The 25,339-nt window shown below is 70.4% G+C and carries 29 protein-coding genes; 17 read left to right on the forward strand and 12 right to left on the reverse strand.

The features are described from left to right. The first annotated feature begins 58 nt into the window (after positions 1 to 58). Positions 59 to 298 carry a hypothetical protein gene (locus tag ACLJQE_RS00690; protein ID WP_410636953.1) on the forward strand — a complete coding sequence of 80 codons (240 nt, stop codon included), beginning with the start codon at positions 59 to 61 and terminating at the stop codon, positions 296 to 298. Here ACLJQE_RS00690 and ACLJQE_RS00695 read toward each other — a convergent pair. Beyond that, positions 295 to 921 (reverse strand): HAD family hydrolase, encoded by a 627-nt coding sequence (locus ACLJQE_RS00695; RefSeq protein ID WP_410636954.1) that lies wholly within the window; start codon positions 919 to 921, stop codon positions 295 to 297. The two genes, ACLJQE_RS00690 and ACLJQE_RS00695, sit on opposite strands and share 4 nt — an antisense overlap. 145 nt (positions 922 to 1,066) lie before the next feature. Here ACLJQE_RS00695 and ACLJQE_RS00700 point away from each other — a divergent pair, with 145 nt between their 5' ends. Both ACLJQE_RS00700 and ACLJQE_RS00705 read left to right on the forward strand, forming a co-directional pair. Beyond that, positions 1,067 to 1,651, forward strand: coding sequence for a TetR/AcrR family transcriptional regulator (locus ACLJQE_RS00700; RefSeq protein ID WP_410636955.1), 585 nt, complete (start codon positions 1,067 to 1,069; stop codon positions 1,649 to 1,651). Positions 1,652 to 1,672: 21 nt separating this feature from the next. Further along, positions 1,673 to 2,641: a R2-like ligand-binding oxidase gene (locus ACLJQE_RS00705; protein WP_086844948.1), complete on the forward strand. Its 969-nt coding sequence runs from the start codon at positions 1,673 to 1,675 to the stop codon at positions 2,639 to 2,641. Between the two features lie 203 nt (positions 2,642 to 2,844). Here the strand turns inward: ACLJQE_RS00705 and ACLJQE_RS00710 are convergent, their stop codons facing one another. The 4 genes from ACLJQE_RS00710 to ACLJQE_RS00725 form a co-directional block, all read right to left on the reverse strand. Further along, positions 2,845 to 4,503, reverse strand: a complete 1,659-nt coding sequence (locus tag ACLJQE_RS00710; RefSeq protein WP_410636956.1) for an AMP-binding protein — start codon at positions 4,501 to 4,503, stop codon at positions 2,845 to 2,847. Between the two features lie 67 nt (positions 4,504 to 4,570). Then, positions 4,571 to 5,377 carry a hypothetical protein gene (locus ACLJQE_RS00715; protein WP_410636957.1) on the reverse strand — a complete coding sequence of 269 codons (807 nt, stop codon included), beginning with the start codon at positions 5,375 to 5,377 and terminating at the stop codon, positions 4,571 to 4,573. Further along, a complete protein-coding gene (locus ACLJQE_RS00720; protein WP_410636958.1) occupies positions 5,374 to 5,904 on the reverse strand; it encodes a SigE family RNA polymerase sigma factor in 531 nt (176 codons plus the stop codon). The genes ACLJQE_RS00715 and ACLJQE_RS00720 overlap by 4 nt, the downstream gene beginning before the upstream one ends. Before the next feature lie 44 nt (positions 5,905 to 5,948). Further along, complete coding sequence (locus ACLJQE_RS00725) at positions 5,949 to 8,327, reverse strand: RICIN domain-containing protein (protein ID WP_410636959.1); 2,379 nt, start codon at positions 8,325 to 8,327, stop codon at positions 5,949 to 5,951. Positions 8,328 to 8,466: 139 nt separating this feature from the next. Between ACLJQE_RS00725 and ACLJQE_RS00730 the strand changes: the two genes are divergently transcribed. From ACLJQE_RS00730 to ACLJQE_RS00780, 11 genes are all read left to right on the forward strand, one after another. Then, entirely contained in the window at positions 8,467 to 10,089 is a 1,623-nt protein-coding gene (locus tag ACLJQE_RS00730; protein ID WP_410636960.1) for an AAA family ATPase, read from the forward strand. Then, positions 10,086 to 10,295: a DUF2997 domain-containing protein gene (locus ACLJQE_RS00735; protein WP_410636961.1), complete on the forward strand. Its 210-nt coding sequence runs from the start codon at positions 10,086 to 10,088 to the stop codon at positions 10,293 to 10,295. The genes ACLJQE_RS00730 and ACLJQE_RS00735 overlap by 4 nt, the downstream gene beginning before the upstream one ends. Continuing rightward, positions 10,283 to 10,858 carry a 4Fe-4S single cluster domain-containing protein gene (locus tag ACLJQE_RS00740; protein WP_410636962.1) on the forward strand — a complete coding sequence of 192 codons (576 nt, stop codon included), beginning with the start codon at positions 10,283 to 10,285 and terminating at the stop codon, positions 10,856 to 10,858. Before ACLJQE_RS00735 ends, ACLJQE_RS00740 begins: the two co-directional genes overlap by 13 nt. Then, entirely contained in the window at positions 10,855 to 11,298 is a 444-nt protein-coding gene (locus ACLJQE_RS00745; RefSeq protein WP_410636963.1) for a hypothetical protein, read from the forward strand. The genes ACLJQE_RS00740 and ACLJQE_RS00745 overlap by 4 nt, the downstream gene beginning before the upstream one ends. Then, complete coding sequence (locus ACLJQE_RS00750) at positions 11,295 to 12,503, forward strand: helix-hairpin-helix domain-containing protein (RefSeq protein WP_410636964.1); 1,209 nt, start codon at positions 11,295 to 11,297, stop codon at positions 12,501 to 12,503. The genes ACLJQE_RS00745 and ACLJQE_RS00750 overlap by 4 nt, the downstream gene beginning before the upstream one ends. A gap of 22 nt (positions 12,504 to 12,525) precedes the next feature. Beyond that, positions 12,526 to 13,227: an ESX secretion-associated protein EspG gene (locus ACLJQE_RS00755; protein WP_410636965.1), complete on the forward strand. Its 702-nt coding sequence runs from the start codon at positions 12,526 to 12,528 to the stop codon at positions 13,225 to 13,227. 72 nt (positions 13,228 to 13,299) lie between these two features. Next, positions 13,300 to 13,797, forward strand: a complete 498-nt coding sequence (locus tag ACLJQE_RS00760; RefSeq protein ID WP_410636966.1) for a hypothetical protein — start codon at positions 13,300 to 13,302, stop codon at positions 13,795 to 13,797. Then, positions 13,794 to 14,354 carry a DUF3558 family protein gene (locus ACLJQE_RS00765; protein WP_410636967.1) on the forward strand — a complete coding sequence of 187 codons (561 nt, stop codon included), beginning with the start codon at positions 13,794 to 13,796 and terminating at the stop codon, positions 14,352 to 14,354. The genes ACLJQE_RS00760 and ACLJQE_RS00765 overlap by 4 nt, the downstream gene beginning before the upstream one ends. A gap of 14 nt (positions 14,355 to 14,368) precedes the next feature. After that, on the forward strand, positions 14,369 to 15,793 hold the full coding sequence (locus tag ACLJQE_RS00770) for a hypothetical protein (protein ID WP_410636968.1): 1,425 nt from the start codon (positions 14,369 to 14,371) through the stop codon (positions 15,791 to 15,793). 63 nt (positions 15,794 to 15,856) lie between these two features. Further along, the gene (locus tag ACLJQE_RS00775) at positions 15,857 to 16,606 is read left to right on the forward strand and encodes a PhzF family phenazine biosynthesis protein (protein ID WP_410636969.1); all 750 of its coding nucleotides are present in this window, start codon (positions 15,857 to 15,859) and stop codon (positions 16,604 to 16,606) included. Further along, on the forward strand, positions 16,606 to 16,980 hold the full coding sequence (locus ACLJQE_RS00780) for a YccF domain-containing protein (RefSeq protein ID WP_410636970.1): 375 nt from the start codon (positions 16,606 to 16,608) through the stop codon (positions 16,978 to 16,980). Before ACLJQE_RS00775 ends, ACLJQE_RS00780 begins: the two co-directional genes overlap by 1 nt. Here the strand turns inward: ACLJQE_RS00780 and ACLJQE_RS00785 are convergent. The 7 genes from ACLJQE_RS00785 to ACLJQE_RS00815 all read right to left on the reverse strand — a co-directional run bounded on the left by ACLJQE_RS00785 (position 16,977) and on the right by ACLJQE_RS00815 (position 22,344). After that, positions 16,977 to 17,777 carry a metallophosphoesterase family protein gene (locus ACLJQE_RS00785; RefSeq protein ID WP_410636971.1) on the reverse strand — a complete coding sequence of 267 codons (801 nt, stop codon included), beginning with the start codon at positions 17,775 to 17,777 and terminating at the stop codon, positions 16,977 to 16,979. The genes ACLJQE_RS00780 and ACLJQE_RS00785 overlap by 4 nt on opposite strands. 37 nt (positions 17,778 to 17,814) lie before the next feature. Then, a complete protein-coding gene (locus ACLJQE_RS00790; protein ID WP_410636972.1) occupies positions 17,815 to 18,609 on the reverse strand; it encodes an HAD-IIA family hydrolase in 795 nt (264 codons plus the stop codon). Between the two features lie 61 nt (positions 18,610 to 18,670). Then, the gene (locus ACLJQE_RS00795) at positions 18,671 to 19,738 is read right to left on the reverse strand and encodes a sulfate/molybdate ABC transporter ATP-binding protein (RefSeq protein WP_410636973.1); all 1,068 of its coding nucleotides are present in this window, start codon (positions 19,736 to 19,738) and stop codon (positions 18,671 to 18,673) included. After that, on the reverse strand, positions 19,735 to 20,502 hold the full coding sequence (locus ACLJQE_RS00800; RefSeq protein WP_410638269.1) for an ABC transporter permease: 768 nt from the start codon (positions 20,500 to 20,502) through the stop codon (positions 19,735 to 19,737). The genes ACLJQE_RS00795 and ACLJQE_RS00800 overlap by 4 nt, the downstream gene beginning before the upstream one ends. Positions 20,503 to 20,560: 58 nt before the next feature. Beyond that, the gene (gene modA / locus ACLJQE_RS00805) at positions 20,561 to 21,367 is read right to left on the reverse strand and encodes a molybdate ABC transporter substrate-binding protein (protein ID WP_410636974.1); all 807 of its coding nucleotides are present in this window, start codon (positions 21,365 to 21,367) and stop codon (positions 20,561 to 20,563) included. 59 nt (positions 21,368 to 21,426) lie between these two features. Next, positions 21,427 to 21,831 (reverse strand): TOBE domain-containing protein, encoded by a 405-nt coding sequence (locus tag ACLJQE_RS00810; RefSeq protein WP_410636975.1) that lies wholly within the window; start codon positions 21,829 to 21,831, stop codon positions 21,427 to 21,429. Positions 21,832 to 21,864: 33 nt separating this feature from the next. After that, positions 21,865 to 22,344, reverse strand: a complete 480-nt coding sequence (locus ACLJQE_RS00815; RefSeq protein ID WP_410636976.1) for a MarR family winged helix-turn-helix transcriptional regulator — start codon at positions 22,342 to 22,344, stop codon at positions 21,865 to 21,867. Positions 22,345 to 22,481: 137 nt separating this feature from the next. Between ACLJQE_RS00815 and moaA the strand changes: the two genes are divergently transcribed. The 3 genes from moaA (at position 22,482) to ACLJQE_RS00830 (ending at position 25,309) form a co-directional block, all read left to right on the forward strand. Then, positions 22,482 to 23,489 carry a GTP 3',8-cyclase MoaA gene (gene moaA, locus ACLJQE_RS00820; RefSeq protein ID WP_410636977.1) on the forward strand — a complete coding sequence of 336 codons (1,008 nt, stop codon included), beginning with the start codon at positions 22,482 to 22,484 and terminating at the stop codon, positions 23,487 to 23,489. A 10-nt stretch (positions 23,490 to 23,499) separates the two neighbouring features. After that, entirely contained in the window at positions 23,500 to 23,751 is a 252-nt protein-coding gene (locus tag ACLJQE_RS00825; RefSeq protein WP_410636978.1) for a MoaD/ThiS family protein, read from the forward strand. Between the two features lie 913 nt (positions 23,752 to 24,664). After that, positions 24,665 to 25,309 (forward strand): transglycosylase family protein, encoded by a 645-nt coding sequence (locus ACLJQE_RS00830; RefSeq protein WP_410636979.1) that lies wholly within the window; start codon positions 24,665 to 24,667, stop codon positions 25,307 to 25,309. The last annotated feature ends 30 nt before the right edge of the window (positions 25,310 to 25,339 follow it).

Here is a 25,339-nt window from a genome sequence, read left to right on the forward strand (position 1 = left end):
GGGTATCCCGCCACAGGCCCTGGGGAGAAGTCGATACCGGCCGATACCCTCATACGTCATGAAGAGCACGACGAAGGAGGCCGGCGTGGCCGCTCCCGGCAAACCGTTCCTGATGCGCGTCGGCATCGGCTTGTTCGCCCTCGGCATGCTCGCCGTGCTGGCGGTGTTCATCATGTTCGCCGCCGGCCTGGAGAACCTGCCGATCTGGCTTTCGGTCGCCGCCGGTGTCATCACGCCGCTGGGCCTGCTGCTGGGCTTGATCGCGCTGGTACTGGAAGCGCGCGCCAAAAGCAACTAAGGCACCACGCTCCCCGCGAACGTCCGCTCGAACCACTCCGGGAACTCCGTCAGCGAGGCGAACACCACCTCCGCTCCTTCGCTCAGCAGGAGCGTGCGGTCGCACGGCCCGGTGGTGACGCCGACGGGGATCGCCCCGGCGGCGAGCGCACCCCGGATGTCGCCCGCGTGATCTCCGACATACACCCGCGCGTCGTGGGCCAGCAGCGCTTCGGCCTTCTGCGTCGACCACAGCTCGCCGATGACTTCGTCGACGTCGAGCCCGAGCGCATCCACGTGCAGCTGCGCGTTGGGCCCGTACTTCCCGGTGACGACCAGCGTGCGCCCGCCCGCGGCCCGCACCGCGCGAAGCGACTCCACCGCGCCCGGCAGCGCGACCGCGCTCGGCACGACCACCTCGGGGTACATCGCGCGGAACCGGTCGACGAGCCCGGGGATGCGCTCCTCAGGTGCCTCGAAGCCGCGCAGGATGTCGTCGAGCGGCGGCCCGAGGTTCGCCGCGAACGCGTCGCCGTCCAGCGGCAAGCCGGATTCGACGCCCAGCGCGTTCATCGCCGCGGCCATCCCCGGCCGGGCGTCGATCAAGGTCATGTCGAGGTCGAACCCCACGGTGATTCCATCCATGCCCCCACCACCACCCTCAACGGAGGCGCTTCGCGCCGCTGATTGATTCCGATCAATACCGTAGCCGCCACCACCGACAGTTTTACGTGCGAACAGATCGTGTACAGCGCCTTGACAGCAGAGCGATCTGTGTCAAGGTGAAAGTGTGACCAGCTTCACCGAGCGGACGAAGGCGTCCCTACGCGAAGCACTGCTCGACGCCGCCGCCGACCTGCTGCCGGACCGTGGGCACGCGGGCCTGCGGATGGCCGACGTCGCCGCGAAGGCCGGCGTGAGCAGGCAGACGGTCTACAACGAGTTCGGGAACAAGGCGGCGCTGACCCAGGCGGTGGCGCTGCGCACCGCGGCGGAGTTCCTCGACGGGATCCGGCAGCGGTTCGAAACGGCGGACGGGCTCCTGGCGGGCATCCACCACGCCGTCGTCTACACGATCGAGCACGCGCGGGAGAACCGCCTGGTCGCGGCGGCGCTCGGCACCGAAGCGGGCGAAGATCTGCTGCCGCTCCTCACGTCCAGGGGCGCGCCGATCCTCACCGCGGCCGCGGACCTCGCCGCCGAGCAGTACCGCGAGTTCGAACCCGGGCTCTCCGCCGAAGCCGCAGCCCTGCTCGCGGAGACCGCCGTGCGCCTTTCCCTGTCGCACCTGGTGCTCTCCACGCATTCGGCGACCGAAGCGGCCGACGCCGTCACCGCGGTACTGGCCCCCGCCATCCGTCAATTCGTCCACTGAATCCTCAATCGGAGTGAAACGATGACCGACACGCTCCCGGAACTCAGGACCGGCTTCTCCTCCCTGCGCAAGGGCGGGCTGAACTGGGATTCCTTCCCGCTGCGGCTGTTCGTCAAGGGCAACAAGAAGTTCTGGAACCCGGCGGACATCGACTTCAGCCGCGAACGCGAAGGCTGGGACACGCTCAACCCGGAACAGCAGCGGAGCACGACGTACCTCGTCGCGCAGTTCATCGCCGGCGAAGAAGCCGTCACCGAGGACATCCAGCCGTTCATGCGGGCGATGTCGGCGACCGGCCGGTTCGGCGACGAGATGTACCTGACGCAGTTCTGCTTCGAGGAAGCCAAGCACACGGAGGTGTTCCGGCGCTGGATGGACGCCGTCGGGCTGACCGGCGACCTCCACCCGTACGTCGCGGAGAACCCGCACTACCGCAAGCTGTTCTACGAGGAGCTGCCGCAGTCGCTGCGCGCGCTGGAGGACGATCCCAGCCCGCTCAACCAGATCCGCGCGAGCGTCACGTACAACCACGTCATCGAGGGCAGCCTCGCGCTGACGGGTTACTACTCGTGGCAGCTGATCTGCACCCAGCACGACATCCTGCCGGGCATGCAGGAACTGGTCCGCCGCATCGGCGACGACGAGCGCCGCCACATGGCGTGGGGCACGTTCACCTGCCGGCGCCACGTCGCCGCGGACGACTCCCTGTGGGACGCGGTGCAGCAGCGGATGGGCGAGCTGCTGCCGCACGCGCTCAACATGATCCAGTGGGTGCAGGACCAGTTCGAGGAACTGCCGTTCGACAACGACCCGCAGGAGATCGTCCAGTACGCGGCCGACCGGGCGCAGCGGAGGCTGGGCGCGATCGAGTCGGCACGCGGGATGCCGGTGGAGCAGATCGACGTCGACTACTCGCCGGAGCAGCTGGAGGAAACCTTCGGCGAAGAGGACGCGAAGGCGATCGCGGAGGCCGCCGCGGCGGTGGGCTGAGGCGCGTGCGGGGCACCCTCGTGAAGGTGCCCCGCATTCAGCCGCTCACCACTCCCAGCCGAAGATGATCATCAGTCGCCTCCCTTCGCAGGCGTGCCCCCCGCACGGGCGTTCAGCCGGTCACCACTCCCAAATGAAGATGATCATCAGTCGCCTCCCTTCGCGGAATCGCGAAGGATCAACGCCCGGCCGCCCCGATCGGTTTAGGCGTGTTTCGTGGCGGCCGCCTGCTCCAGGCCGAGCAGGCTGATCGACTGCGCACGCATCTCGACCTTGCGGACCTTGCCGGTCACCGTCATCGGGAACTCGTCGACGACGTGGACGTACCGCGGGATCTTGTAGTGGGCCAGCTTGCCGCTGCAGAACTCGCGGACCTCCTCCGCGGTCAACGGCGAAGCGCCCTCGCGCATCCGGACCCAGGCCATCAGCTCTTCGCCGTACTTCTCGTCCGGGACGCCGATCACCTGCGCGTCGAGGATGTCCGGGTGCGTGTACAGGAACTCCTCGATTTCGCGCGGGTACAGGTTCTCACCGCCGCGGATGACCATGTCCTTGATGCGGCCGGTGATGTTGACGTAGCCGTCGTCGTCCATCACCGCCAGGTCGCCGGTGTGCATCCAGCGGGCCGCGTCGATCGCCTCGGCCGTCTTGTCCGGCTGTTCCCAGTACCCGAGCATCACCGAATACCCGCGCGTGCACAGCTCCCCGGGCTCGCCGCGCGGGACGGTCAGGCCGGTTTCGGGGTCGACGACCTTGACCTCCAGGTGCGGCCCGACCCGTCCGACCGTCGACACGCGACGCTCGACGGAGTCGCCGGCACGGGTCTGCGTGGACACCGGGGACGTCTCGGTCATGCCGTAGCAGATGGACACCTCGGCCATCCCCATCCGGTCGATGACCTGCTTCATCACCTCCACCGGGCAGGGCGAGCCCGCCATGATCCCGGTGCGCAGCGACGACAGGTCGAACTCGCCGAAGCCCGGGTGGTTGAGCTCGGCGATGAACATCGTCGGCACGCCGTAGAGCGACGTGCACCGCTCGGCGGCGACCGCTTCGAGCGTCGCTCCCGGGTCGAACGCCGGCGCCGGGATCACCATGCAGGCGCCGTGGCTGGTGCACGCCAGGTTGCCCATCACCATGCCGAAGCAGTGGTAGAAGGGCACGGGAATGCACACCCTGTCCCGCTCGGTGTAGCCGCACAGCTCGCCGACGAAGTAGCCGTTGTTGAGGATGTTGTGGTGGGACAGCGTGGCGCCCTTGGGGAAGCCGGTGGTCCCGGACGTGTACTGGATGTTGATCGGGTCGTCGGCCGACAACCCGGCCTGCAGGTGCGCCAGCTGCGCCGGGTCACCACCGCGGCCCGCCTCCACCAGCGCCTGCCAGCCCTCGCCGCCCAGGATCACGACCTGCTCCAGCGCCGCGCACTTTTCGCGCACTTCGTCGGCCATCGCGGGGTAGTCGGACGTCTTGAACTTGTCCGAGGCGACCAGCAGCCGGATCCCGGCCTGGTTGAGGACGTACTCCAGCTCGTGCGCGCGGTAGGCCGGGTTGATGTTGACCAGGACGGCGCCGATCTTCGCCGTCGCGTACTGGAGGAACGTCCACTCCGCCCGGTTCGGCGACCAGATCCCGACCCGGTCGCCCTTGCCGATGCCCTGCGCGACCAGCCCCAGCGCCAGCGCGGTCACCTCGGCGGCCAGCTCCCGGTAGGTCCACCGCCGGCCGGCGGCCCGGTCCACCAGCGCGTCCCGGTCCCCGAACGCGGCCACCGTCCGGTCGAAGTTGCCGCCGATGGTGTCCCCGAGCAGCGGGACCTCCGAGGTCCCCGAGGCGTAGCTCGGCAGGACGGGCACGTCAGGCATGGTGACTCCTAGGACGTCTTCGTCGGACGCCCCGAGTCTAGGAAGTGAACCCGCTCGTGGCGACCGCTCATTTCCCCCGGGTGAAGCGGCCTTGGACCGCGTGCGTGCCGTCGCCGGACGTGGCTCGCACGTCGTAGCCGTCGGGATCGGCGTCGCGCGCGCCTGCGACGTGGTTGTACTGGACCGCGAAGACGGACTGGCTGGCCGGCACGGTTCTGCCCGGCTTGAGCTCCCAGCGGTAGACGACGGCGCCGTCGCGCTCCTGCACGGTGACGGTGAAGTCGTCGCCGGGCCCGGTCTGCCACTGGCCGGTGCTCTGCACCCCGCCGTTCTGCGCGATGCGCACCTCCACGGTGAGCGCGGTCAGCGGCTGGGCGATGTCGAGGGTGAGGGTGCTCTGCGCCCAGAAGACGGTGCTGTGCGGATCGACGGATCCCTGCGCCGACAACGGCCCGTCCGAGACGCGGTTACCGGCGGGTGCGGCCGGGTTCGCCCCGGTCGACGACGGCCGCGGCGTGGTCGTCCGCTCCGGATGCCCCGATGGCGGCGGTGGGGCCGCACCGCCGCTGGACGGCGAGGAGGGCGTGACGCTGGGCGTTGCACCCGGGGTCGGGACGGTGAGCGTGGTCGCGCCGTCCGGCCGGGCCGGCGCCACCGGGAGGACCCCGGCGACGGCGAGCCCGGCGACGGCCAGGATGCCGGCCGCGGCGGAGCCGGCGAGCACCACTTTGGGCCAGGACCGCGCGAACTTCGGTACCCGGTGGCGGGCCGGGGTGGCCGCCATCCCCCGGTGCACCCTGGCCAGCATCCGGTCGTGGTCGGGCTGGTGTGCTTCGGCGGCCTCGCGCAGCCGCCTGCCGATCTCGTCGTTCACCGGCTCCTCCTCTCCGCCGCCAGGTCCCCGGCCGCTCGCCCACCGAGCAGGCGTTCCAGCTCGGCCAGTCCCTTCGAGGTCTGGCTCTTCACCGCACCGACCGAGATGCCCAGCGCCCGGGCGGTGTCCTTTTCCGACAGGTCGAAGGCGTGCCTGAGGATGACGCAGGCCCGCTTCCCGAAGGGCAACCGGTCCAACGCCGCCCGCACGTCCACCACGGCGGCCACGTCGGGACTCCGTTCCGGCTGCGAACCCGGCGACCAGAACAGGGCGATCCGGCGGCGCTCGCGCGTCGCGCCGCGGACCCGTTCCCGCGCCAGGTTCGCGACCACCCCCCGGGCGTAGGCCAGGGGGTGGTCGGCCCCGCGCAGCCGGTCCCAGCGCTGCCACAGGGCGACCAGGGCGTCGGCGGCGAGGTCGTCGGCGGCATCCGGCTCGCCGGTCAGCAGGAACGAGAACCTGGCCAACCCGGCGTAGTGCCGTTCGAAGAACTCGTGGAACTCCGCCGACGTGTCATCGAGGAGCATGTGTCCCGTCTGCTCTCTTCCTACCCAGGTGCCTGTGCTCGTCCTCAGGAAAGCTCGCCGTACAGCACACCACGGGCCGCCCCGGAGCCCAGGTAGACCCGGCCGTAGACATCGGGGTCGCCGGTGATGACCCCGCCCCCGCCGTACTGGTGCTGGTCGTCGTTGATCCGCACCCAGGCGGTGCCGCCGTCGGTGGAGCGGAAGATCCCCGCGCCGCCGTTCACCGTGCCGCCGAGGTAAAGGGCCGGGTAACGGGCACCCGGAGCGGCCTTGCCGAAACCGACCGCGCCCGCCGACTGGACGCCGCCCAGCTTGCGGAAGCCCGCGCCGCCGTCGGTGGAGTGCCAGAGCCCGCCGCCGCCGGTGAGCCACAGGTCCCCGGCGGCGGCCGGAGCCGCGCTGAGCCGCTCGCCGGCCAGGCCCGTGGCCCGGGCGGTGAAGCTCCGGCCGCCGTCCGTGCTGGCGAACAAGGTGCCACCACCGAGCGCGTAGAAGGTGCCGGCCGCGACCCGGTCGGCCACCACGGCCGTGCCCTTGGGCAGACCGGCGGACGCCGTCCAGGTCGCGCCCCGGTCGGTGGAGACCGCGGGCACCTGCCCCGCCGCGGTCCACACCACGGTGGCGCCGTCGGCCGAGATCGCCACGGTGCCGCCGCCCGCGCCGCTCACCGGGGACCCGGCGAACGGCCGCCAGGTGACACCACCGTCCGCGGAGCAGGCACCCCGTGCCTGTTCGCTGTAGCCGACGCGGACGACGATGTTCGGCTTGGCCTGCGCGAAGTCGATGCCGGTGGTGTTGCTGAAGCGCGGTCCGGACGAGGCCGCGGCCGGCACCTCGTCGAGGTCGTCGTGACGGAACCCGCCGATGTCACCCAGTGCGCTGATCAGCTTGCCACCGGGCGGCGCGACCAGGCCGAGGACCGCGGTCTCCTCGAGCCCCTTGACGGGAACCGTCCAGTGCGTGGCGCCGCCACGGTCCGCTGCGGTCACGTCGTTGCTCGCCCACAGCCCCGATCCGGTGCCGTACAGGACGTGCCCCGAGTCGAACGGGTCGAGGGCCAGCGCGCCCATCCAGTGACCGATGCCGGTGCCGACGTACGGTGCGGCGGAGGCGTCACGGACGGAGGTGGCGCCGAGGGCCTTCCAGGTGGCACCGCCGTCGGTGGAGCGGTACAGCGAGGTGGACCGGTCGGCGGCACCCACGTAGATCGTCCTGCTGCCGGCCGGGCCGAACGTGACGAAGGAGAGCCCGACTCCGCTGCTCGCGCCGTCGGTCACCGGGAAACCCGGCACCTGGTTCCAGGTCGCGCCGTAGTCGGTGCTGCGCCACAGCCCGTTCTTGCGGGTGCCCAGGTACAGCGTCCGGTGGTCGGCAGGGTCGATCGCGAGCCGCTCGCCCATGGACCGGCCGTCCTCGTTGCCGCCCAGTTTGAACGGCAGGTCGGTGCGCTGGAACGTCCGGCCCTGGTCCGTGGAGCGCAGGATCGCGCCGTTGCCCGCCCAGTCGTTGGTGTAGGTGCCGGTCGCGAGGTACAGCCGGTTGGGGTCGACCGGGTCGGTCGCCACGCTTTCGATGCCGTACAGGTTCCAGTCCGCCGCCCAGTCCGTCAACGGGACCCATTGGCCGGCGCCACCGTCCCAGCGGTACGCGCCACCCACGTCGGTACGCGCGTACAGCAGGCCCTTGCGTCCGGGGTTGAAGACGAAGCCGGTGACGAAGCCACCGCCCGCGATCCGGACGTTCCGCCAGGCGTAACGGCCCGAACCGGCCGCCGTCGCGGGTGGTGGGGCGGATGCGCTCGAGGACGGCCCGGACGCGACGGGCCGCGTGGGCGCCGAGGGCTTGGCGGCGGTTTCCGTCTTCGCCAGCTTCCACTGCTGGTCGGTGCCGCCGCGGTCGGCGGACGGGACGATCGCGCCGTCGGTGCCGTTGTCGACGCCGAGGACCAGGCCGCTACCGCGCGAAACGATCTTCACCGCCCCGCTGCCGACGTCGGTGAGCTTCCACTGCTGGTCGGCGGCGCCGGTGTCCGACTGCTGTTCGACGTCGGCTTTCCGGACCCCCAGCACCTTCCCGCTGTTGTGGTTGACCAGCTGGTGGTAACCGCCGTCGACCGGCCGCACCTGCCACTGCTGGCTCGCGGCACCGGTGGCGCGCTTCTCCTCCTGGATCCGGACGCCGTCGGCGTGGTCCGCCCCGGCCACGTCCAGCGCGTTGCCGCTGCGCACGGACACGAGCTGGTAATAGGCGGCGGTGTCCACCGCCACTGCCTCCGAGCCGTCCCGCGAGAAGTACAGATAGGGACCGGCAAGCGCCGCTATCCCCGAGGCGACGGCGATCACCGTCCAGAGCCGGCGTCTCCGCGGCGCGGTGCCCTGGCCCCGGTGCATTCGCCGGCCACTGGCGGGCTCGGTCTTCCTCATCGCAGCTCCTTGACGTCTTCGGTTCTGCCCCCCAGTTGCCGCTGCTCCCGGAAAGGTTTCCGCCCGGCGGGAAATTCGTCGTCCCGTCGCCGTGACCGGCGCGCTGGTAAGGTCCGGGCGGACTTCGAGGGGGCGATCGATGGCCGGGTTTCGCGACGAGCTGACCCAGTTGCTGCAGGCGCGTTACCCGCTGCTGGTCGTCGAAACGCACGAAGAGCAGCGGGTGCTGCGGGAGATCCGCGCGGTCGCCGAGGACGGCACCCGGCTGCGCACGCCGCGGCGCGTCCACGTGTGGTCGTCCACCACCGGGCTGGCCCCGGCGGGCGGCCCACCGATCACCGAAACCCGTGCCGCGTCGGCCGCTTTGGAACGTGTCCACGGCTGGGGCGAGCCCGCCGTGTTCGTCTTCCTCGACCTGCACCCGTCCCTGGTTTCGGAGGGCGGGCACCGGCCCGATCCCGAGGTCGTCCGCCGGCTGCGTGAACTCGCCGCGGTGTTCAAGACCCGGCCGGTGCCGCTGAGCGTGATCCTCGTGTCGCCGTCGCTGCCCGTGCCACCGGAACTGGAGCACGACGCGACCGTCGTCGACTTCCCGCTGCCCGACCAGCGCCAGATCGGCGAGCTGCTGGACGGCATGGTCGCCGCGCACCGGCAGAACGTCCGGATCAGCATCGACCGCGACGACCGGGACGTGATCGTCGCCGCCGCGCGTGGACTGACGCTGCCGGAGGCGGAGAACGCGTTCGCCAGGGCGCTCGTCGAAGGCGGCGGGCTCGATCCGAGCGACCTCGAGCTGATCCTCGCCGAGAAGCGCCAGGCCGTGCGCCGGTCCGGGATGCTCGACATCGTGCCGGCGGAGACGGGCTTCGACGCCGTCGGCGGCCTCGACCGGCTGAAGCGGTGGCTGACCAAGCGCACCGGGACCTGGACGCCCGCCGCGGCGGCGTACAACCTCGCGGCGCCGAAGGGCCTGCTGCTCACCGGCGTCCCCGGCTGCGGCAAGAGCCTGTCCGCGGTGTGCGTCGCGAACATGTGGCGGCTGCCGCTGCTGCGGCTGGACCTCGGGCGCGTCTTCGCCGGGCTGGTGGGATCGAGCGAGAAGAACATCCGCACGGTCATCCGCACCGCGGAAGGCATCGCGCCGTGCGTGCTGTGGGTCGACGAGATCGAAAAGGGGCTCGCGGGCGCCGGCGGCGGGGGTGACGGCGGCACCGCGCGGCGCGTGTTCGGCACGTTCCTGTCCTGGATGCAGGAGAAGTCGGCGCCGGTGTTCGTGATGGCCACGGCGAACCAGGTCGGCTCGCTGCCGCCGGAGTTCCTGCGCAAGGGCCGGTTCGACGAGATCTTCTTCGTCGACCTGCCCTCGGCGCCCGAGCGCGCCACGATCTGGCGGATCCACCTCGGCAAGCGCGTCACCGATCCGTTCGTGGGCAGCGAACTGCGGCTGGACGACGCGCTGTTCGCCGAACTCGCCGGCATCAGCGCGGGTTACAGCGGCGCCGAGATCGAGCAGGCCGTGCTGTCCGGCCTGGTCGACGCGTTCGCCGAGAAGCGCCCGCTGCGCCGGGAGGACCTCGTGCGGGCGGTGCGGTCGACCGTGCCGCTGTCGGTCACCCAGGCCGACGAGATCCTGGCCATCCGGAACTGGGCGGAGACCCGCGCGGTCGCCGCCACGGACACCACCGGCGACGTCGAGGTTCCCGAGTTCGTCGCACCGCCGTCGCCGTCGCCGTCACCGAGTGGGAGGACGATCGACGTATGACGCACCGCGTGACCGTGACCATCGGCAAGGACGGCTCGATCAGCGCCGAGACGCACGGCGTGACCGGCTCGAAGTGCCTCGACTACATCCCGCTGCTGGAGGACCTGCTCGGCGCGGAGACCGTGACGTCGGAGTTCACCGAGGACTACCGGCGCACGTCCGTGGAAAACCCGGCTACGCAGCAGCAGTCGCAATGGAACTCCTGAACCTGCACCGGATCGTCGGCACCACCGCCGCCGAGGGTCCCGGAGTCCGGTGTGCCGTGTGGACGCAGGGGTGTTCGGTGCGCTGCCCGGGGTGCTTCAACCCGCAGACGTGGACGACCCGCGGCGGGTTTTCCCTGTCGTGGCAGGACTTGGTCACCCGGGTGCTGGCTGTCGAGGGCATCGAAGGCGTCACCCTGCTCGGCGGCGAGCCGTTCGACCAACCTTCGCCGCTGGGTGAGTTCGCCGCGGCGGTGCGCTCGGCGGGCCTCTCGGTGATGACCTTCACCGGGCACGTCTTGGAGGAGCTGCCGCCGTCGAAGCTCCTGGACTCGACGGATCTGCTGGTGGACGGGCCGTTCCTGGCCGACCGGCCGGAGCCGTCACGGCCGTGGGTCGGCTCGGCGAACCAGCGGTTCCACTTCCTGACCGACCGCTACGACGAGTCGATCTTCACCACCCCGAACCGCCTGGAACTGACGATCGCCCCCGGCGGCGCGATCGAGCTGAACGGGTTCGCCACCACCGAAGTACTCGAAGCGCTGCTCGAAGGGGATCGCCGATGAGTGTCACGCTCAAGCTGCGCAGTGAGGCACTGGCCCAGCTCGACGCCGCCACGATCGCCGCGCACACGCAGGCCCGGCCGGGAGTCGTCACCGTGCGGACCCGGATGCGCCACCGCGATCTGCTGGGCCGCGCGCTCATCGGGCTGCGGGCCCAGGTCACCGACGACGGCACGTCCGTCGTCGCCGCTTGGGAAGGGCGGCGGATCACGTTCGGCTACGGCCCCGAGGGCGTCCAGGTGGCGCACGTCGACGGGCCGGGCCTGGTGCCCGCGGAAGCTTCGCGGCTGGTGCTGTCGGTCGACGAGGCGTACGCGGCCGAAGTGCAGCGAGCGGTGCTCGCGCGGCTGAAGGACCGGGCGGCTCAGGCCGGTCTGCGCGTCGAGTCGGAGCGGGTCAACGCCGACCAGTCGATCAGCGTCACGCTGGCCGCCACGTCGTGACCGAGACCAGGGTCGGGCTGATCGAGTTCGGCAAGGCGATCCACGACTCGGTCACCGTTCCCGGCCTCGGGGAGCTGCCCGGCGGGCAGGTGAGCAGGGGGCGCGCGGTCCGCGGCGCCCGCGCGCGGCTGCTCCGGGGCGATCGCGTGCTGGCGGACAACCTGCGCCTGGGGATCGTGGTGCGGAAGAAGTTCTTCTCCAGCGAGGTCGAGCCGGTGACGGACGCCGGGTACCTGAAGGACGTGTTCGTCGCCGTCGGACGGCGCGACCTCGGCAACGGCGACGCGCTGGAGCTGTATACCGACGACGCCACCGGCCCGGACCTGAGCCGTCCGGAGGGTGCCGCATCGGTGGTGGCACCGGGTTTCGACCAGCTGACGGGCTTCCACGCACAGGTCCACGTCCGGGACGGCGTCCTGCGATCCGGAGCGCTGTGTTCCTTGGCGCGCGGCGGGCATCCACTCGGCGAGCCGATGCGGGTGCTCGGGTTGTTCGGGCCGGCCGGGCCGCTCGAGGACTTGCCGACGGGCCAGGCCGGGACGGTGTTGCTGGGCTTCCAGTGCGACGTGCCGCCGTTGCCCGGAGACACGCTGACGGCGTTCCCCACGGCGGATTTCGTGGAGCAGCGCGACGGGACGGCGGTGGTGCACGGCGTCACCGACCTCGGCAACGGCTCGGTGGTGGCGGCGGTCGAGGTGCCGAAGGGGCAGGGCGCGGCGTTCACGGTGGGGATGCGCACGCGGGTGCTGCGCCCGATCGGGACGACGTTCAACGAACGCAGCACGGTCATCGCGGCGGAGCTGCCGGTGCTTTCCCTGGCGCGGGACGGGATCGCGGTGCGTTCTTCGGCGGGATCGCGGGTGTTCACGGTCGGGCTGGAGACGCGGGATCTGCGGCAGAACGACATGATCGAGGCCTATGTCCCGGCTGTTTCGGCTGCTTTGGCGCCTCCGCCTGTTCCACCGGTGGCAATGGTGGATGTCAACGCGGCTTCGGCGGAGGCGCTGGCAACGCTGCCGGGCCTGTCGCCGTCCCGGGTGGCGACGACCCTGGAGCTGCGCCGTCAGCAGGGCGGCTTCCCGGACGTGGAGGCCTTCGGAGTGGCAATCGGCTTACAGCCACACGAAATCGTCCGGTTACGCGGACGGGCGACGGCCGGCTGGGTGGCATTGCCCGAGACGGGCGTGAGGCAGCTCGACATCTGAGCGGTTCCGCTACGCTCGGGACGTGCCGGAGGAATTCTCGCTGGGCTTCACGGAGGTCACCGCCGCAATCCGGCGCACGGGCCTCCCGGCGCACTGGCACCCGTTCGAGATCCGCAGCCCGGGCCACACGCTGGAGGAGCACAACCGCATCTTGTCGGCCGCCTGGGACTCGATGCGAGCGCGGGGGCTGGCGGGCCCGGAGAAGCTGGACATCGAGGTGGAGCAGACGCTCCGCGCGTGGACCCAGCCGGACGTGTTGATCATCGTCCGAGCGGCGGAAGTGGCGGATGGCCGCCAGGTGTTCTACCGAGCCACCATCGGCCACGGCCTCGGCGTGTTCTCGGAGCTGGCGGGCGAGGAGATCCTGTTCGCGCAGACCCGGCCGGACCGGCTGGTCGACCTGGTGGTCGGCATGCTGCCGACCTACCCGCCGGTGCCGCTGGCGGAGTTGACGTTCGTCTCCCCGGGCACCCGCGAGGACGCCGCCGCGGCCGCGGAGTTCTCGTCGTGGCCACTGCACCGCTACGGCACCGTCGAGCTGTCCGCTCGCCAGGGCCAGGGTGCACTTCACCCGATCGGCGCAGCCACGTTCATCGACAACGACGGCGGTCGGTTTTTGATGTTCACCGAGCCGCTTCCGGGCAACGAGACCCGCGTGCGATTCACCCCTTCGGATGGTTCTCACCTGCGGAGCTGGCTCCACGAGCGTGGCAGGAACCACTGACGCCCCCGGTTCGTCACTAGTACAGTGCGAAGGGACCACGCAGGGTGGTCCCGGGACGACGGGGAGGGCGTCATGGGCGGTTCACAGTTCGGCGCACCGGGATCGTTCACGCCACCCCCCGCGGCCGGCGACGCCGGGTCGAACTTCCTGTCGGGCCTGCTCGAAGGACCGGCGGACTCGGAAGCAGCACAGCGCGTAAGCGAGGGCGGCCACCACCTGAAGTCGCTCGCCGAGGGCGGTCAGTTCGCGGTGAACGAAGAGGGCTTCCAGGCGTACATGAAAGCCTGCGACTTCTTCCTCGACGGTTACAACCGGATGATCGCCGATGTTCGGGAGCTGGCAGCCCAGGCGAAGATGGGCGGCAGCGAATACGCCAAGGCCGTCGCCGCTTTCAATGTGAAAGTCGCCGACGGGGACGAGCAATCATTGATCCCCAATTTGATCCGGATGCGCGACGGGGTTCAGCAAGCGCGCGAAGCGATGGTGATCGCACGCAAGAACTACCGCGAAACAGAGGATGCCCACAGCATGGCTTTCAGCCAGTTCGACAAGGGACTGCAAGAGCAGTGACCGCCCGACGCGCCGCGGTCGTAACAGTCGCGCTGACATTGACCTTGACCGCCTGCACCAGTCAGGTCGGTGGCCAGGCAACCCCCAGTTCGCAGGCGCCCGGATCGACCGCTCCCAGCACGGATAGTGCGACCACCGACCCTGACAACCCGTTCTCGGGCGTCAGTTCTTGCTCGATCCTCAACCAAGCGCTCGCCGGTCAGGGCTATCCCAAGGCCGAGCCACTGGTCGCAAATCCGAAACAGGGTTGCCGAACCACCAAGCCGGCGTCGGGTAACACACCCGGCGTGGATGTAGGTCTCTCCTTGAACCCTGGACGAGGGTACAAGGAAAACGTCGGCAATCCCAGCCAGGCGAGTGAAGGAAACGTCAACGGGCGACCCGCGGTCATGGAACGTGAGCCGCTAAACGCAAAAGGGCAGTGCGATGTGTGGTTGGAAGTAAAACCCAACTCTCGTGCCTTTGTCCTGCTTGCCTCGGGCTCGGATACCGCGAGGGCCTGCCAGCTGGTTGAAGACGTAGCTGCGAAAGTCGAGCCACTACTGCCGAAGAACTGAGACGGAGTCCAGCCATGAGTCAGCCACACCGGGCGCAGCATCGCCAGTCCGAGGGTGACTACTACGCGGAAACCGCACAAAAGCTCCACGGCAACGCCGAAGGTCAGCAGCTCTCACAGAAAGCCGCGTCGAATTATTCGATCGCGCAGGGAAAGCTTCTGCAGGAGGGCCAGAGCCTGCGCGGCGACTCGCCGGCACCCGGCGAGAACTACGCGAGCAGCCCGCACGAAGTCCTGTACGACATGGTGCACAAAGACCTGGACATCGAGAGCATCAACAACCGGAGCCGCGTGGCGAATGTCTACGGCAACTGGCTGGCTGACGCCTCCAACCAGTTCCGTGACGCAGCGACGGCGGCCGGTGGCTCCTGGCAGGGCCCCGCGGCCGAGCAGGCGAACTCTTTCTTCCAGAGCACCGCCGGACACACCGAGCAAACCGGCAACGCCATGCAGCTGGTCTCCAACCACTACTCGCAGCAGTCGGCGGCGGCTCACTACGCCAAGACGAACATGCCCGAGCCCACCGGCTTCGACCAGCAAGCCGAGATGGACAAGGCTCGGCAGCAGTACGAATCCGGCAACCTCATCGGGATGAACACGACCATGGTCGGCATCCAGGCCAAGCAGCAGCAGGCTGATGCCGCTCATCAGCAGGCCGTTCAGGTTCTCCAAAACCTCGACTCCACCTACCACGAGACCGCCAGCACCCAGCCCACCTACACCCCGCCGCCGCAGCTTGGGCAGGGGGATTCCACCTCGGCCAGTGGTTTCCACGGCACCGGCAGCAGTGGCTTCAGCGGTACCCCCGCCATCGGCGGGCCCGGCGGCACCGGCGGCAGCCACGTACCCGGAGGACCCGGGGGACCTGGAGGACCGGGAGGACCCGGAGGCCCAGCACCGGGCCTCAACCCGCCCGGCACCACACCGCCCTCCTATGTTCCGCCCGGCACCAACAGCGGTACCGGCACCTTCAACTCCGGCTCCAACCTCCGCGCCACCCCCGCCGCCGGTGGCTTCGGCCGGATGACGCCCGATGGGCTTGCCGTGCCCGGGACCACCGCCGGCGGTACCTCCGGTGGTGGGGACACCACCCGGAACAAGGGCATCGGCTCCGGGCGGGCCGGGGCCGGGTTCGCCGGGGCGCGAGTTTCCGGGAGTGCAGGGAGCGCCGGGACCGCCGTCCCCAAGGAAAGTGAAGGCGGCAAGAGCGGCAGCAAAACCGGCGAACGGCTCGAACGCGGTGCCACCGCGGCCGCCGCGGCCAAGGGGAAGGCCGGTGCCCATGCCGCCGCCGGGCCCGTCGGGGCCGGCAAAAAGCAGGAAGACGACAAAGAGCACAAAAACAAGTACGCCGTCGACGAAGATGTCTTCGACCTCAAACCCGAACGGGGTCCGGACGGCGAAAAGATCGTGCGGCCGACCATCGGGGAGACTTCCTAGGGGACATCCCGGGAATCTCCCCGGTCCAAGATCGGCAACCGAAGTCCCGGCTACATTGGTGGCATGCGCTTCTTCATCGTCGACGCCTTCACCGATCGCGCCTTCGCCGGGAACTCCGCCGGGGTGGTCCTGCTGGACGAACCCGCCGACGCGACCTGGATGCAAGCCGTCGCCGCCGAGATGAAGCACGCCGAGACCGCCTTCGTCGTCACCGGCAGCGAAGGTCCGAAGCCGCTCCGGTGGTTCACCCCCGCCGTCGAGGTCGCGCTCTGCGGGCACGCCACCCTCGCCGTCACGCACGTTCTCGGCGGTGAACAGACCTACGTCACCAAAAGCGGTGAACTGCGGGCCAAAGCCGAAAACGGCTGGGTCGAGCTGGACTTCCCCTCCGATCCACCACACCCCACCGACGACGACCTGTCCGAAATCCTCCCCGGTGCCGACGTCGAATACACCGGCCGCGGCGTCGAGAACCTCTTCGCCGTCGTAAAAGACGCCGAGACCGTGCGCACCCTCGAACCGAACCTCGAGAAGCTCAAGCACACCTGGAACGGGCGGTTGCTGGTCACCGCACGCGACAACGACTACGTCAGCCGCTTCTTCGCCCCCGGCGTCGGTATCGACGAAGACCCCGTCACCGGCTCGGCGCACTGCATCCTGTCGCCCTACTGGTCCGAGCGGCTCGGCCGGAAAGAACTCACCGGCGAGCAGGCGTCGGCCCGCGGCGGCATCGTCCGGACCCGCCAGGACGGCGACCGCGTCCACCTCGCCGGCCAGGCCGTCACCGTCCTGAGCGGGGAGCTGCACGTCTGATGCGCACCCTGCTGAACATCATCTGGCTCGTCCTGTGCGGCTTCTGGATGGCCGTGGGGTACCTGATCGCCGGCGTGATCTGCTGCATCCTGATCGTCACCATCCCGTTCGGGCTGGCGTCGTTCCGGATCGCGCGCTACGCGTTCTGGCCGTTCGGCCGCACGATCGTCGACCGGCGGGACGCGGGCGCCGCGTCGCTCGTCGGGAACGTCGTCTGGTTCGTCTTCGCCGGTTGGTGGCTGGCGCTCGGGCACGTCTTCACCGGCATCGCGCTGTGCATCACGATCGTCGGCATCCCGCTCGGCATCGCGAACTTCAAGCTGATCCCGGTGTCACTCGTGCCGCTCGGCAAGGAGATCGTCGAGATCGCCTAGGACTCCGGTTCGTACGGCAGCTCGACCACCAGGCACGGCCCGCCGACGAACAGGCCGCCGTCGACGCCCAGCGCCTTGCCGCCCGCGTACAGGAACGGGCCCTCGATCTGCGTCGGGTGGATGCCCAGCTGGTCGGCGATGACGCTGTGGCCGTGCACGATCCGCGAGCCGCCGAGGGCGTCCATCAGCTTCTGGGCGTTTTCCTCGCCGTCCGGGCCGCGGAACGCATAGCGCGTCGTCATCCGGCGCCACACGTCCCACCACGCCTCGATGTCGCTGCCCTCGAGGATGTCGCGAGCCGCCTCGTTGATCTCGTCGACCGACGAGCCCCAGTCGAGGTACTCCAGCGTGTCGGAGTGCAGCAGCAGGTGGTCGGCGGCGACGGCGGCCAGCGGGCGCGCGCTCAGCCACTCGATGTGCTCCGGGGTCAGCCGGTCCTGGTCCGACAGCAGGCCGCCGTTGATCTCCCAGCTGCGGGCGAAGCTGCGCGGGCCGAAGTCGGACGGCACCGGCTCGTCGCCGAAGTGGTACATCCCCAGCGCGAGGATCTCGTGGTTGCCCAGCAGCGTCTGCACCTGGCCACCGGCCTCGGCCGCCTGCGCTTCGAGCCGCATGACCAGGTCGATCGCCCCGACGCCGTCCGGGCCGCGGTCGACGAAGTCGCCGAGGAACCACAGCTGGTCCTCGCCGCCTGCCCAGTTGTTCTCCTCGTCGACCAGGCTTTCGGATCTCAGCGCGTCGGCGAGTTCGTCACGGTGCCCGTGGACGTCGCCGACCACGTACGTCGACTTGCTCATCCGCTGACGATATGCCCTGCGGCCGCCCGGCCCGCGGTCAGCCTTCGCCGAACGGGTCCAGGGTTCGCCCGATCAGGTCGGCGATCGAGTCGAGCACCATCGTGGGCCGGTACGGATAGCGCTCGGCCGACTCCCGGGTGGAGATGCCGGTGAGCACCAGGATGGTCTGCAGCCCGGCCTCGATCCCCGAGTGCACGTCGGTGTCCATCCGGTCGCCGATCATCAGCGTCGACTCCGAGTGCGCGCCGAGCCGCCGCAGCGCCGAGCGCATCATCAGCGGGTTCGGCTTGCCGACGTAGTACGGCGAGCGCCCGGTGGCCTTCTCGATCAGCGCCGCAACGGACCCGGTGGCCGGCATCGAGCCCTCCAGGCTGGGACCGGTCGCGTCGGGGTTCGTCGCGATGAACTTCGCGCCGCCCTCGATCAGCCGGATCGCCCGCGTGATCGCGCTGAAGCTGTACGTGCGGGTCTCGCCCAGCACGACGTAGTCGGGGTCGCGTTCGGTCAGCACGTAGCCGACCTCGTGCAGCGCCGTCGTGAGACCCGCTTCGCCGATGACGTACGCCGAGCCGTTCGGCCGCTGCGACGAGAGGAACTTCGCGGTCGCCAGCGCCGAGGTCCAGATCGACTCCTCGGGGATGTCGAGCCCGGTGCGCTCCAGCCGCGCCCGCAGGTCCCGCGGGGTGTAGATCGAGTTGTTCGTCAGCACCAGGAAGCCGATGCCGTTCGCCTTCAGCTCGGCGAGGAATTCGTCGGCTCCCGGAACGAGGTGCTCCTCCTTCACCAGGACGCCGTCCATGTCGGAAAGGTACGTCCACCGGCGTTCGTTCATGGTCCGGAACCTATCACCAGCGACCCGGCCGAACCCGGGGACGAGTTCCCGCTCGCCGGGGTCAGGAGGCCGCGGCCGGGTGGATCGCCACGGTCGCGGCCTTCACCGACAGCGTCACCGCCGAACCGGGCTCCAGGGCGAGCTCGGCGACGGCGGCCGGGGTCAGGTCGGCGGTGAGGCCGTGGGCCCAGCCGCCGCCCTCGGCCCGGACCCGGATCACCGGCCCGTGCGGCTCCAGGGCGGCGACGACGGCGTCCGTCGTGTTGCGCGGGCTGCCGCGGTGCTCGCCGTCACGGGCGTAGACGGCGACGGCGTTGGGCGGGAACACCGCCACCGCGGGCTCCCCCGGGACCACGTCGGCCGCCGGAAGCCCGCTGACGACCTCGCCGGAGGCCGTCCGCAGCCCTTCGGCGGCCGCGGTGCCGGCGACGAGGTTGAGGCCGGCGATCCGCGCGGTGAACGCCGTCCGCGGCGCCGAAAGCACTTCACGGGTCGGGCCGCGTTCGACGATCCGGCCGTCGTTCATCACCGCGACGTGGTCGGCGAGCGCGAGCGCGTCCAGCGGGTCGTGCGTGACGAGCACGGTCGTCGGCCCGGTCTTGAGCACCCGCCGCAGCAGGCCGCGGATCGCCGGTGCGGCGTCGACGTCGAGGGCGGCGAACGGCTCGTCGAGCAGCAGGAGGTCCGGTTCGGCGGCCAGTGCCCTGGCGATCGCGACGCGCTGGGCCTGGCCACCGGACAGCTGCCCGGGCCGGCGGGCGGCCAGCGGAACGGCGTCCACTTCGGCCAGCCAGTAGAAGGCGCGCTCGCGGGCGGCGCGGCGGCCGGCACCGGTCGAGCGCGGCGAGAAGGCGACGTTGTCGGCCGCCGAAAGGTGCGGGAAGAGCAGCGCGTCCTGGGAGAGCAGCCCGATCCCGCGGTGGTGCGGCGGGACGCCGGCCAGCGCGCGGCCGGCCACCGTGATCTCCGCCGACGCCGGCGTGATCAGCCCGGCGAGGCAGCCCAGGACCGTCGACTTGCCCGAGCCGTTCGGGCCGAGCAGCGCCAGCACGTGCCCGGTGGGCACCTCGAGGTCGACGTCCAGCTCGAACGAGCCGCGCACGGCGGTGATCCGGGCGGCGAGGCTCACCGGAGGCCGCCTTCCCAGGAGCGCGGCCGCGCGACGGCGATCACGACGACGGCCACGACGATGAGCAGCAGCGCGAGCGCCACCGCGCTGTCGACGTCCACTTCCGCCTGCGTGTAGACCTCGAGCGGCAGCGTGCGGGTGACGTCTTCGAGGCTGCCCGCGAAGGTGATCGTGGCGCCGAACTCGCCGAGCGCGCGGGCGAAGCTGAGGACGACGCCGGAGCCGAGCGCGGGCAGCAGCAGCGGCAGCGTGACCCGGCGGAACACCGTCCACGGGCGGGCGCCGAGCGTCGCGGCGACCTGCTCGTAGCGGTCGCCGGAGCCGCGCAGCGCGCCTTCGAGGCTGACCACCAGGAACGGCATCGCGACGAACGTCTGCGCGATGACCACGGCGGCCGTGGTGAACGGCACGGACTCCCCGGTCAGCGCGGTGATCAGGGCGCCGAGGAAACCCTTGCGGCCCAGCAGGTAGAGCAGCGCGAGACCCCCGACGACCGGCGGCAGGACCAGGGGCAGCAGCACGATCGAGCGCAGCAGCCGGACGCCGGGGAACCGGGCCCTGGCGAGCACGACGGCCAGCGGCACGCCGAGCAGCACACAGGCCACTGTGGACAGCCCGGCGGTGACCAGCGACAACCGCAGCGCGTGCAGCGACGACGGCGAGACGACGAGCGACGGCAGCCGGGTCAGGTCCGTGCGGACCAGCAACCCGACGACCGGCAGCACCACGAGCGCCAGCGCGAGCGCGGCCGGCACCCCCAGCACCCACGGCACGCGCGAGTGGCCGGCCGGGTGCCGCCCCGGCCGGCCGCTCGCGGAACGCCTACTGCGCAGGACCGAACCCGGCCTTCGTCAGCTCGTTCCTGCCCTCGGCACCGAGGACGAACTCTTCGAACTGGCGCGCCAGTTCGGCCTGGCCGCCCTTGACCGCGGCGATCGGGTAGCTGTTGGCCGCCTGGGCCGCCTCGGGGAAGTCGATCTTGTCGACCTTGCCCGCGGCCGAGGTCGTGTCGGTGAGGTAGACCAGGCCCGCGTCTGCGTCACCGGAGACGACCTTGTTCAGCACCTGCTTGACGTCCTGCTCTTCGCTCTTCGGCCTGAGCGTGACGCCGGTGGCCGTCTCCACCTTCTTGGCCGCCGCCCCGCACGGCACCTGCGGGGCGCAGGTGATCACGTTGAGGCCGGCCTTGTTCAGGTCGGCGAAGGACCGGATGTTCTTCGGGTTGCCCGGCGCCACGGCGATGACCAGCTTGTTCTTGGCGAACACGCTCGCCTGGCCGTCGATCACCCCGTCCTGGTTCGCCTTGTCCATGGTGGCCTGGTCGGCCGAGGCGAAGACGTCGGCCTTCGCGCCGTTGGCCAGCTGCTGCACCAGCGTGGACGAGCCCGCGAAGCTGAACTTCACGGTCACTCCGGCGTGCTGGGCTTCGAACGCCTTGCCGAGCGCGGTGAACGACTCGGTCAGCGACGCGGCGGCGAACACGGTCAGCGTGCCGCCACCGGCCTTCGCGGCCCCCTTGGGCGCGGGCGCGGTGACCGCCGCGCCGGGCTGCGTGCTGGGCTCGTCCGAGCTGCTGCACGCACCCGCGAACAGGGCGACGGCCGCCACGGCAAGAACAAGCTGTGCCAACCGGGGCTTCGCCCCGAGCCGGGGGCTCCGCCACCCGGACCCCCGAAAAGCGGGTTTCTTCATCTACTTCCTTCCGGTGTCTCCACCACGACGGTGGTCGCCTTGACCACCGCGACCGCGAGCACCCCCGGGCGCAGACCCAGCTCGCGGACGGCTTCCGTACTCATCAGGGACACCACGCGGTGCGCCCCGCACTGCAGTTCCACCTGAGCCATCACCTTGTCGGCGATCACCTCGGTGACCAGCCCCACGAACCTGTTCCGGGCGGACCGGCCGACCGCCGACGGGTCGTCGGGCGCGACGGCCTGCGCCCGGGCGAACCCGGCGAGCTGGGCGCCGTCGACGACCTTGCGGCCGGCGGCGTCGTCGGTCGCGGTCAGCTGCCCCGCGCGCACCCACCGCCGGACGGTGTCGTCGCTGACACCGAGCAGGCGCGCGGCCTCGGACAACCGAAATTGCGGCATGCCGCAGACATTATCTCCGCAGTTGAGGAAAAGCTACGCGGGCCGTGCCTTGCCCATGACTTCGGCGCGCAGTTCGTCGAGCATGACGTTCTGATAACGCTCGATCACTTTTCGCTCCGCCGGGGAGAACCGCGCGAGCAGGTCCCGGAGGGTCTCGACGGCGGACTCGAAGAGCGGCGCGAAGCGTTCGGCCGCCCCCGGCACCACCTCGACGAGGACCTTGCGCCGGTCCTCGGGGTCACGCACGCGGCGGACCAGCCCGGCCTTCTCCAGCCGGTCGATGACCCCGGTGACCGCGCCGGTGGACAGGCCGGTCAGCGCGGCGATCCGGCCGGCGGTGAGCGGCCCGTCGACCTGGCCGACGAGGTCGAACGTCTTGTGGTCGGTGCCGGACAGGCCCATCCGCTCGGCGATCCTGGCGTGCCGGAGGACGGTGAACGTGCTGCCTTGGCGGCCCAATTCCGCGAAGCGGAAGAGTTCCTCTTCGGTGACCGGGTAAGTCTTTTCCGTCACGAGTCCTCGTTGGTTCGCCCGCTGAACAACTCTTTGCGCAAAGTATCCTAAGGGGCGTTCGGAGAGCTACGCTGTGCGTAATGACGGCAGTGGATCTCGGGTTTCCTCGCGTCCCCGGTACACGAGGGTCATCTCGCGTGCCCAGGCCCGAGAACCCCCATCTCATCGACACCTTCGGCCGGGTGGCCACCGATCTGCGGGTTTCCCTGACGGACCGGTGCAACCTGCGCTGCACCTACTGCATGCCCGCGGAAGGCCTGGACTGGATGCCGGGCGAGCAGGTGCTGACCGACGACGAGCTGGTCCGGCTGATGCGGATCGCCGTCGAGATGCTGGGCGTCACCGACATCCGGCTCACCGGCGGGGAGCCGCTGCTGCGGCCGGGCCTGGAGCACCTCGTCGCGCAGATCACGGCGTTGTCGCCCCGGCCGCGGTTGTCCATGACCACCAACGGGATCGGGCTGGCCCGGCGGGCCGCGGGCCTCGCCGAAGCCGGGTTGAACCGGATCAACGTCTCGCTCGACACCGTCGACCCCGAGCTGTTCAAGACGATCACCCGCCGCGACCGGCTCTCGCACGTGGTCGCGGGCCTCGCGGCGGCGCGGGACGCCGGGATGGCGCCGGTGAAGGTCAACGCCGTGCTGATCCGCGGGCTCAACGAGACCGAAGCCGTGCCACTGCTGAAGTTCTGCCTCGACGAGGGCTACCACCTGCGGTTCATCGAGCAGATGCCGCTGGACGCCCAGCACGGCTGGAACCGCGGCGAGATGATCACCGCCGCCGAGATCCTCGAGATGCTGGGGTCGGCGTTCACCCTGACGCCGTTCCCGGCCGAGCGGGGTGGCGCGCCCGCCGAGCGCTGGCTGGTCGACGGCGGCCCGGGCGACGTCGGCGTGATCGCGTCGGTGACCCGGCCGTTCTGCTCGGCCTGCGAGCGGACGCGGCTGACCGCCGACGGCGCGGTGCGTTCCTGCCTGTTCAGCAACGACGAGACGGATCTGCGGTCCCTCGTGCGCGCGGGCGCGCGCGATGAGGAGGTGGCGGACGCCTGGCGGGCGACGATGTGGGGCAAGCTCGCCGGGCACGAGATCAACGACGCCGGGTTCGCGCAGCCGATCCGGCCGATGAGCGCGATCGGCGGTTGAGGTGGCGACGGTGACCATCGCGGTGCGGTACTTCGCGGCGGCGCGGGCCGCGGCAGGCGTCGAAGAGGAGAAGGTGCAGCTGCCGGCCGGGGCGTCGGTCGCCGACGCGGTCACCGAGCTGCGCCGTCTCCACCCTTCTTCTTTGCCGCGGGTCCTCGACGCGGCGAGCTATCTCCTCGACGGCATCGCGGTCCGCGACCTGACCCGCCCCCTGCGGGACGGCGCGGAACTGGACGTCCTTCCCCCCTTCGCCGGCGGCTGACTCCCCTCGAGCCCCTCCACCGGCACCACACCAGCCTCACCAGCCCCAAAAAACGTCACTTTCCCTATGAAAGATGCCTCTTCACGGGCGGGGGTTGGGCCGAAGCTTGCAAGGGTGTGGTCCGTCTGGTGGACACGCGTGGAGTTCGCCTTCCCTGTAGAACCGCGACCGCTCGGGTACGGCGGCCGACCACTCGGCGACCGGCGTTTCGGCCCGCGGCGTGGCGCGTCACCGATTCCGGGTGTTCGCGCGAAGCTGATTCCGACCGGCCACCACGCCTTCCGGTGACCCGTTTCACCTGGTCCGTCGCCCTGCGTCCGCACCGGCCGGCGGGTCCGGCGGTGAGCGTCGCTCCGGCCGAGGCGGTAAACCGCACGAACAGGTGGGACTGCTGTGACTCTTGGGGCAAGTGGTGCATGATTGTCAAGTCTGGCGCCGTACCCCGGAGGCCCATAAGATGCGCGCTTCAATCGCGGTCCGGGTGGCGCGAATGGACCATTCGCCCCGCTGAACACGTGATGCAAGCCTCACGATCCGTGTTTTATCTCGGCTAGGAAACGGCCAGATAACGGCCCGCTGACCTGCACAAACGGCCGTATCGACAGCGGTTGCGTGCTGTTACTGTGACGTAGGTCACGCCCCGAATAATTTCCGATCACGGCCATCGTTACGTACCGTCGCTTTTCGGTTGGCCCCGACCAACCAGCACGACCGGGAATCCGTAGCGCCTAGCCCTGTCCAACGGATCCCCGGACCCATACCCCGAGCGAAAGCATTTCCGGACAGGGACGAGGGGACGACGAAGACGCGCCGTGCGTCGGACTCGCCTGCCGGCCTGGGATGGCCGGCGCCAGGACCCCGATCCTGACCCTCACATCGGTTCGTAGGCGCTGGGAAACCGAGAAGCATCCAAATGTCTTACCGAGGCAAGCACCGCAAGATGTCCGCTGCTACCCGCACCGTCGCTCGCGTCGCCATCGCGGGCATCGCGGTCGGCGCTCCCCTCGCGATCGCCGCGACCCCCGCGTCGGCGACCAACTGGGACGCCATCGCGCAGTGCGAGAGCAGCGGCAACTGGAGCACCAACACCGGCAACGGCTACTACGGCGGCCTGCAGTTCTCGCAGAGCACCTGGAAGGCCTACGGCGGCACCGGCAGCGCGGCGAACGCTTCCCGCGAGCAGCAGATCGCCGTGGCCGAGCGCGTCCTGCAGGGTCAGGGCATCGGCGCGTGGCCGGTCTGCGGCAAGAAGGGCGGCGGCTCGTCGGCCCCCAAGGCCACCGGCCAGACCACCAAGAAGGTGACCCCGAAGAAGAGCACGACCGCGCCCGCCCCGAAGAAGGCGGCGGCGGCCCCGGCGGCGGCGGCCCCCACGGTGACCGGCGTGAGCAGCTCCAACCCGGCCGGTGACTACACCGTCGTGGCGGGCGACACCCTGTCGAAGATCGCCAAGCAGTTCAACGTCCAGGGCGGCTACCAGAAGCTGCAGGACCTGAACGAGAAGTACATCCCGAACGCGGACCTGATCCTCGTCGGGCAGAAGATCGCCACCAAGTGACGATCACGCAGTGATGCGCGAGTCCGGCCT

This window comes from Amycolatopsis sp. lyj-346 (genome assembly GCF_046548975.1).
Classification (GTDB): domain Bacteria; phylum Actinomycetota; class Actinomycetes; order Mycobacteriales; family Pseudonocardiaceae; genus Amycolatopsis.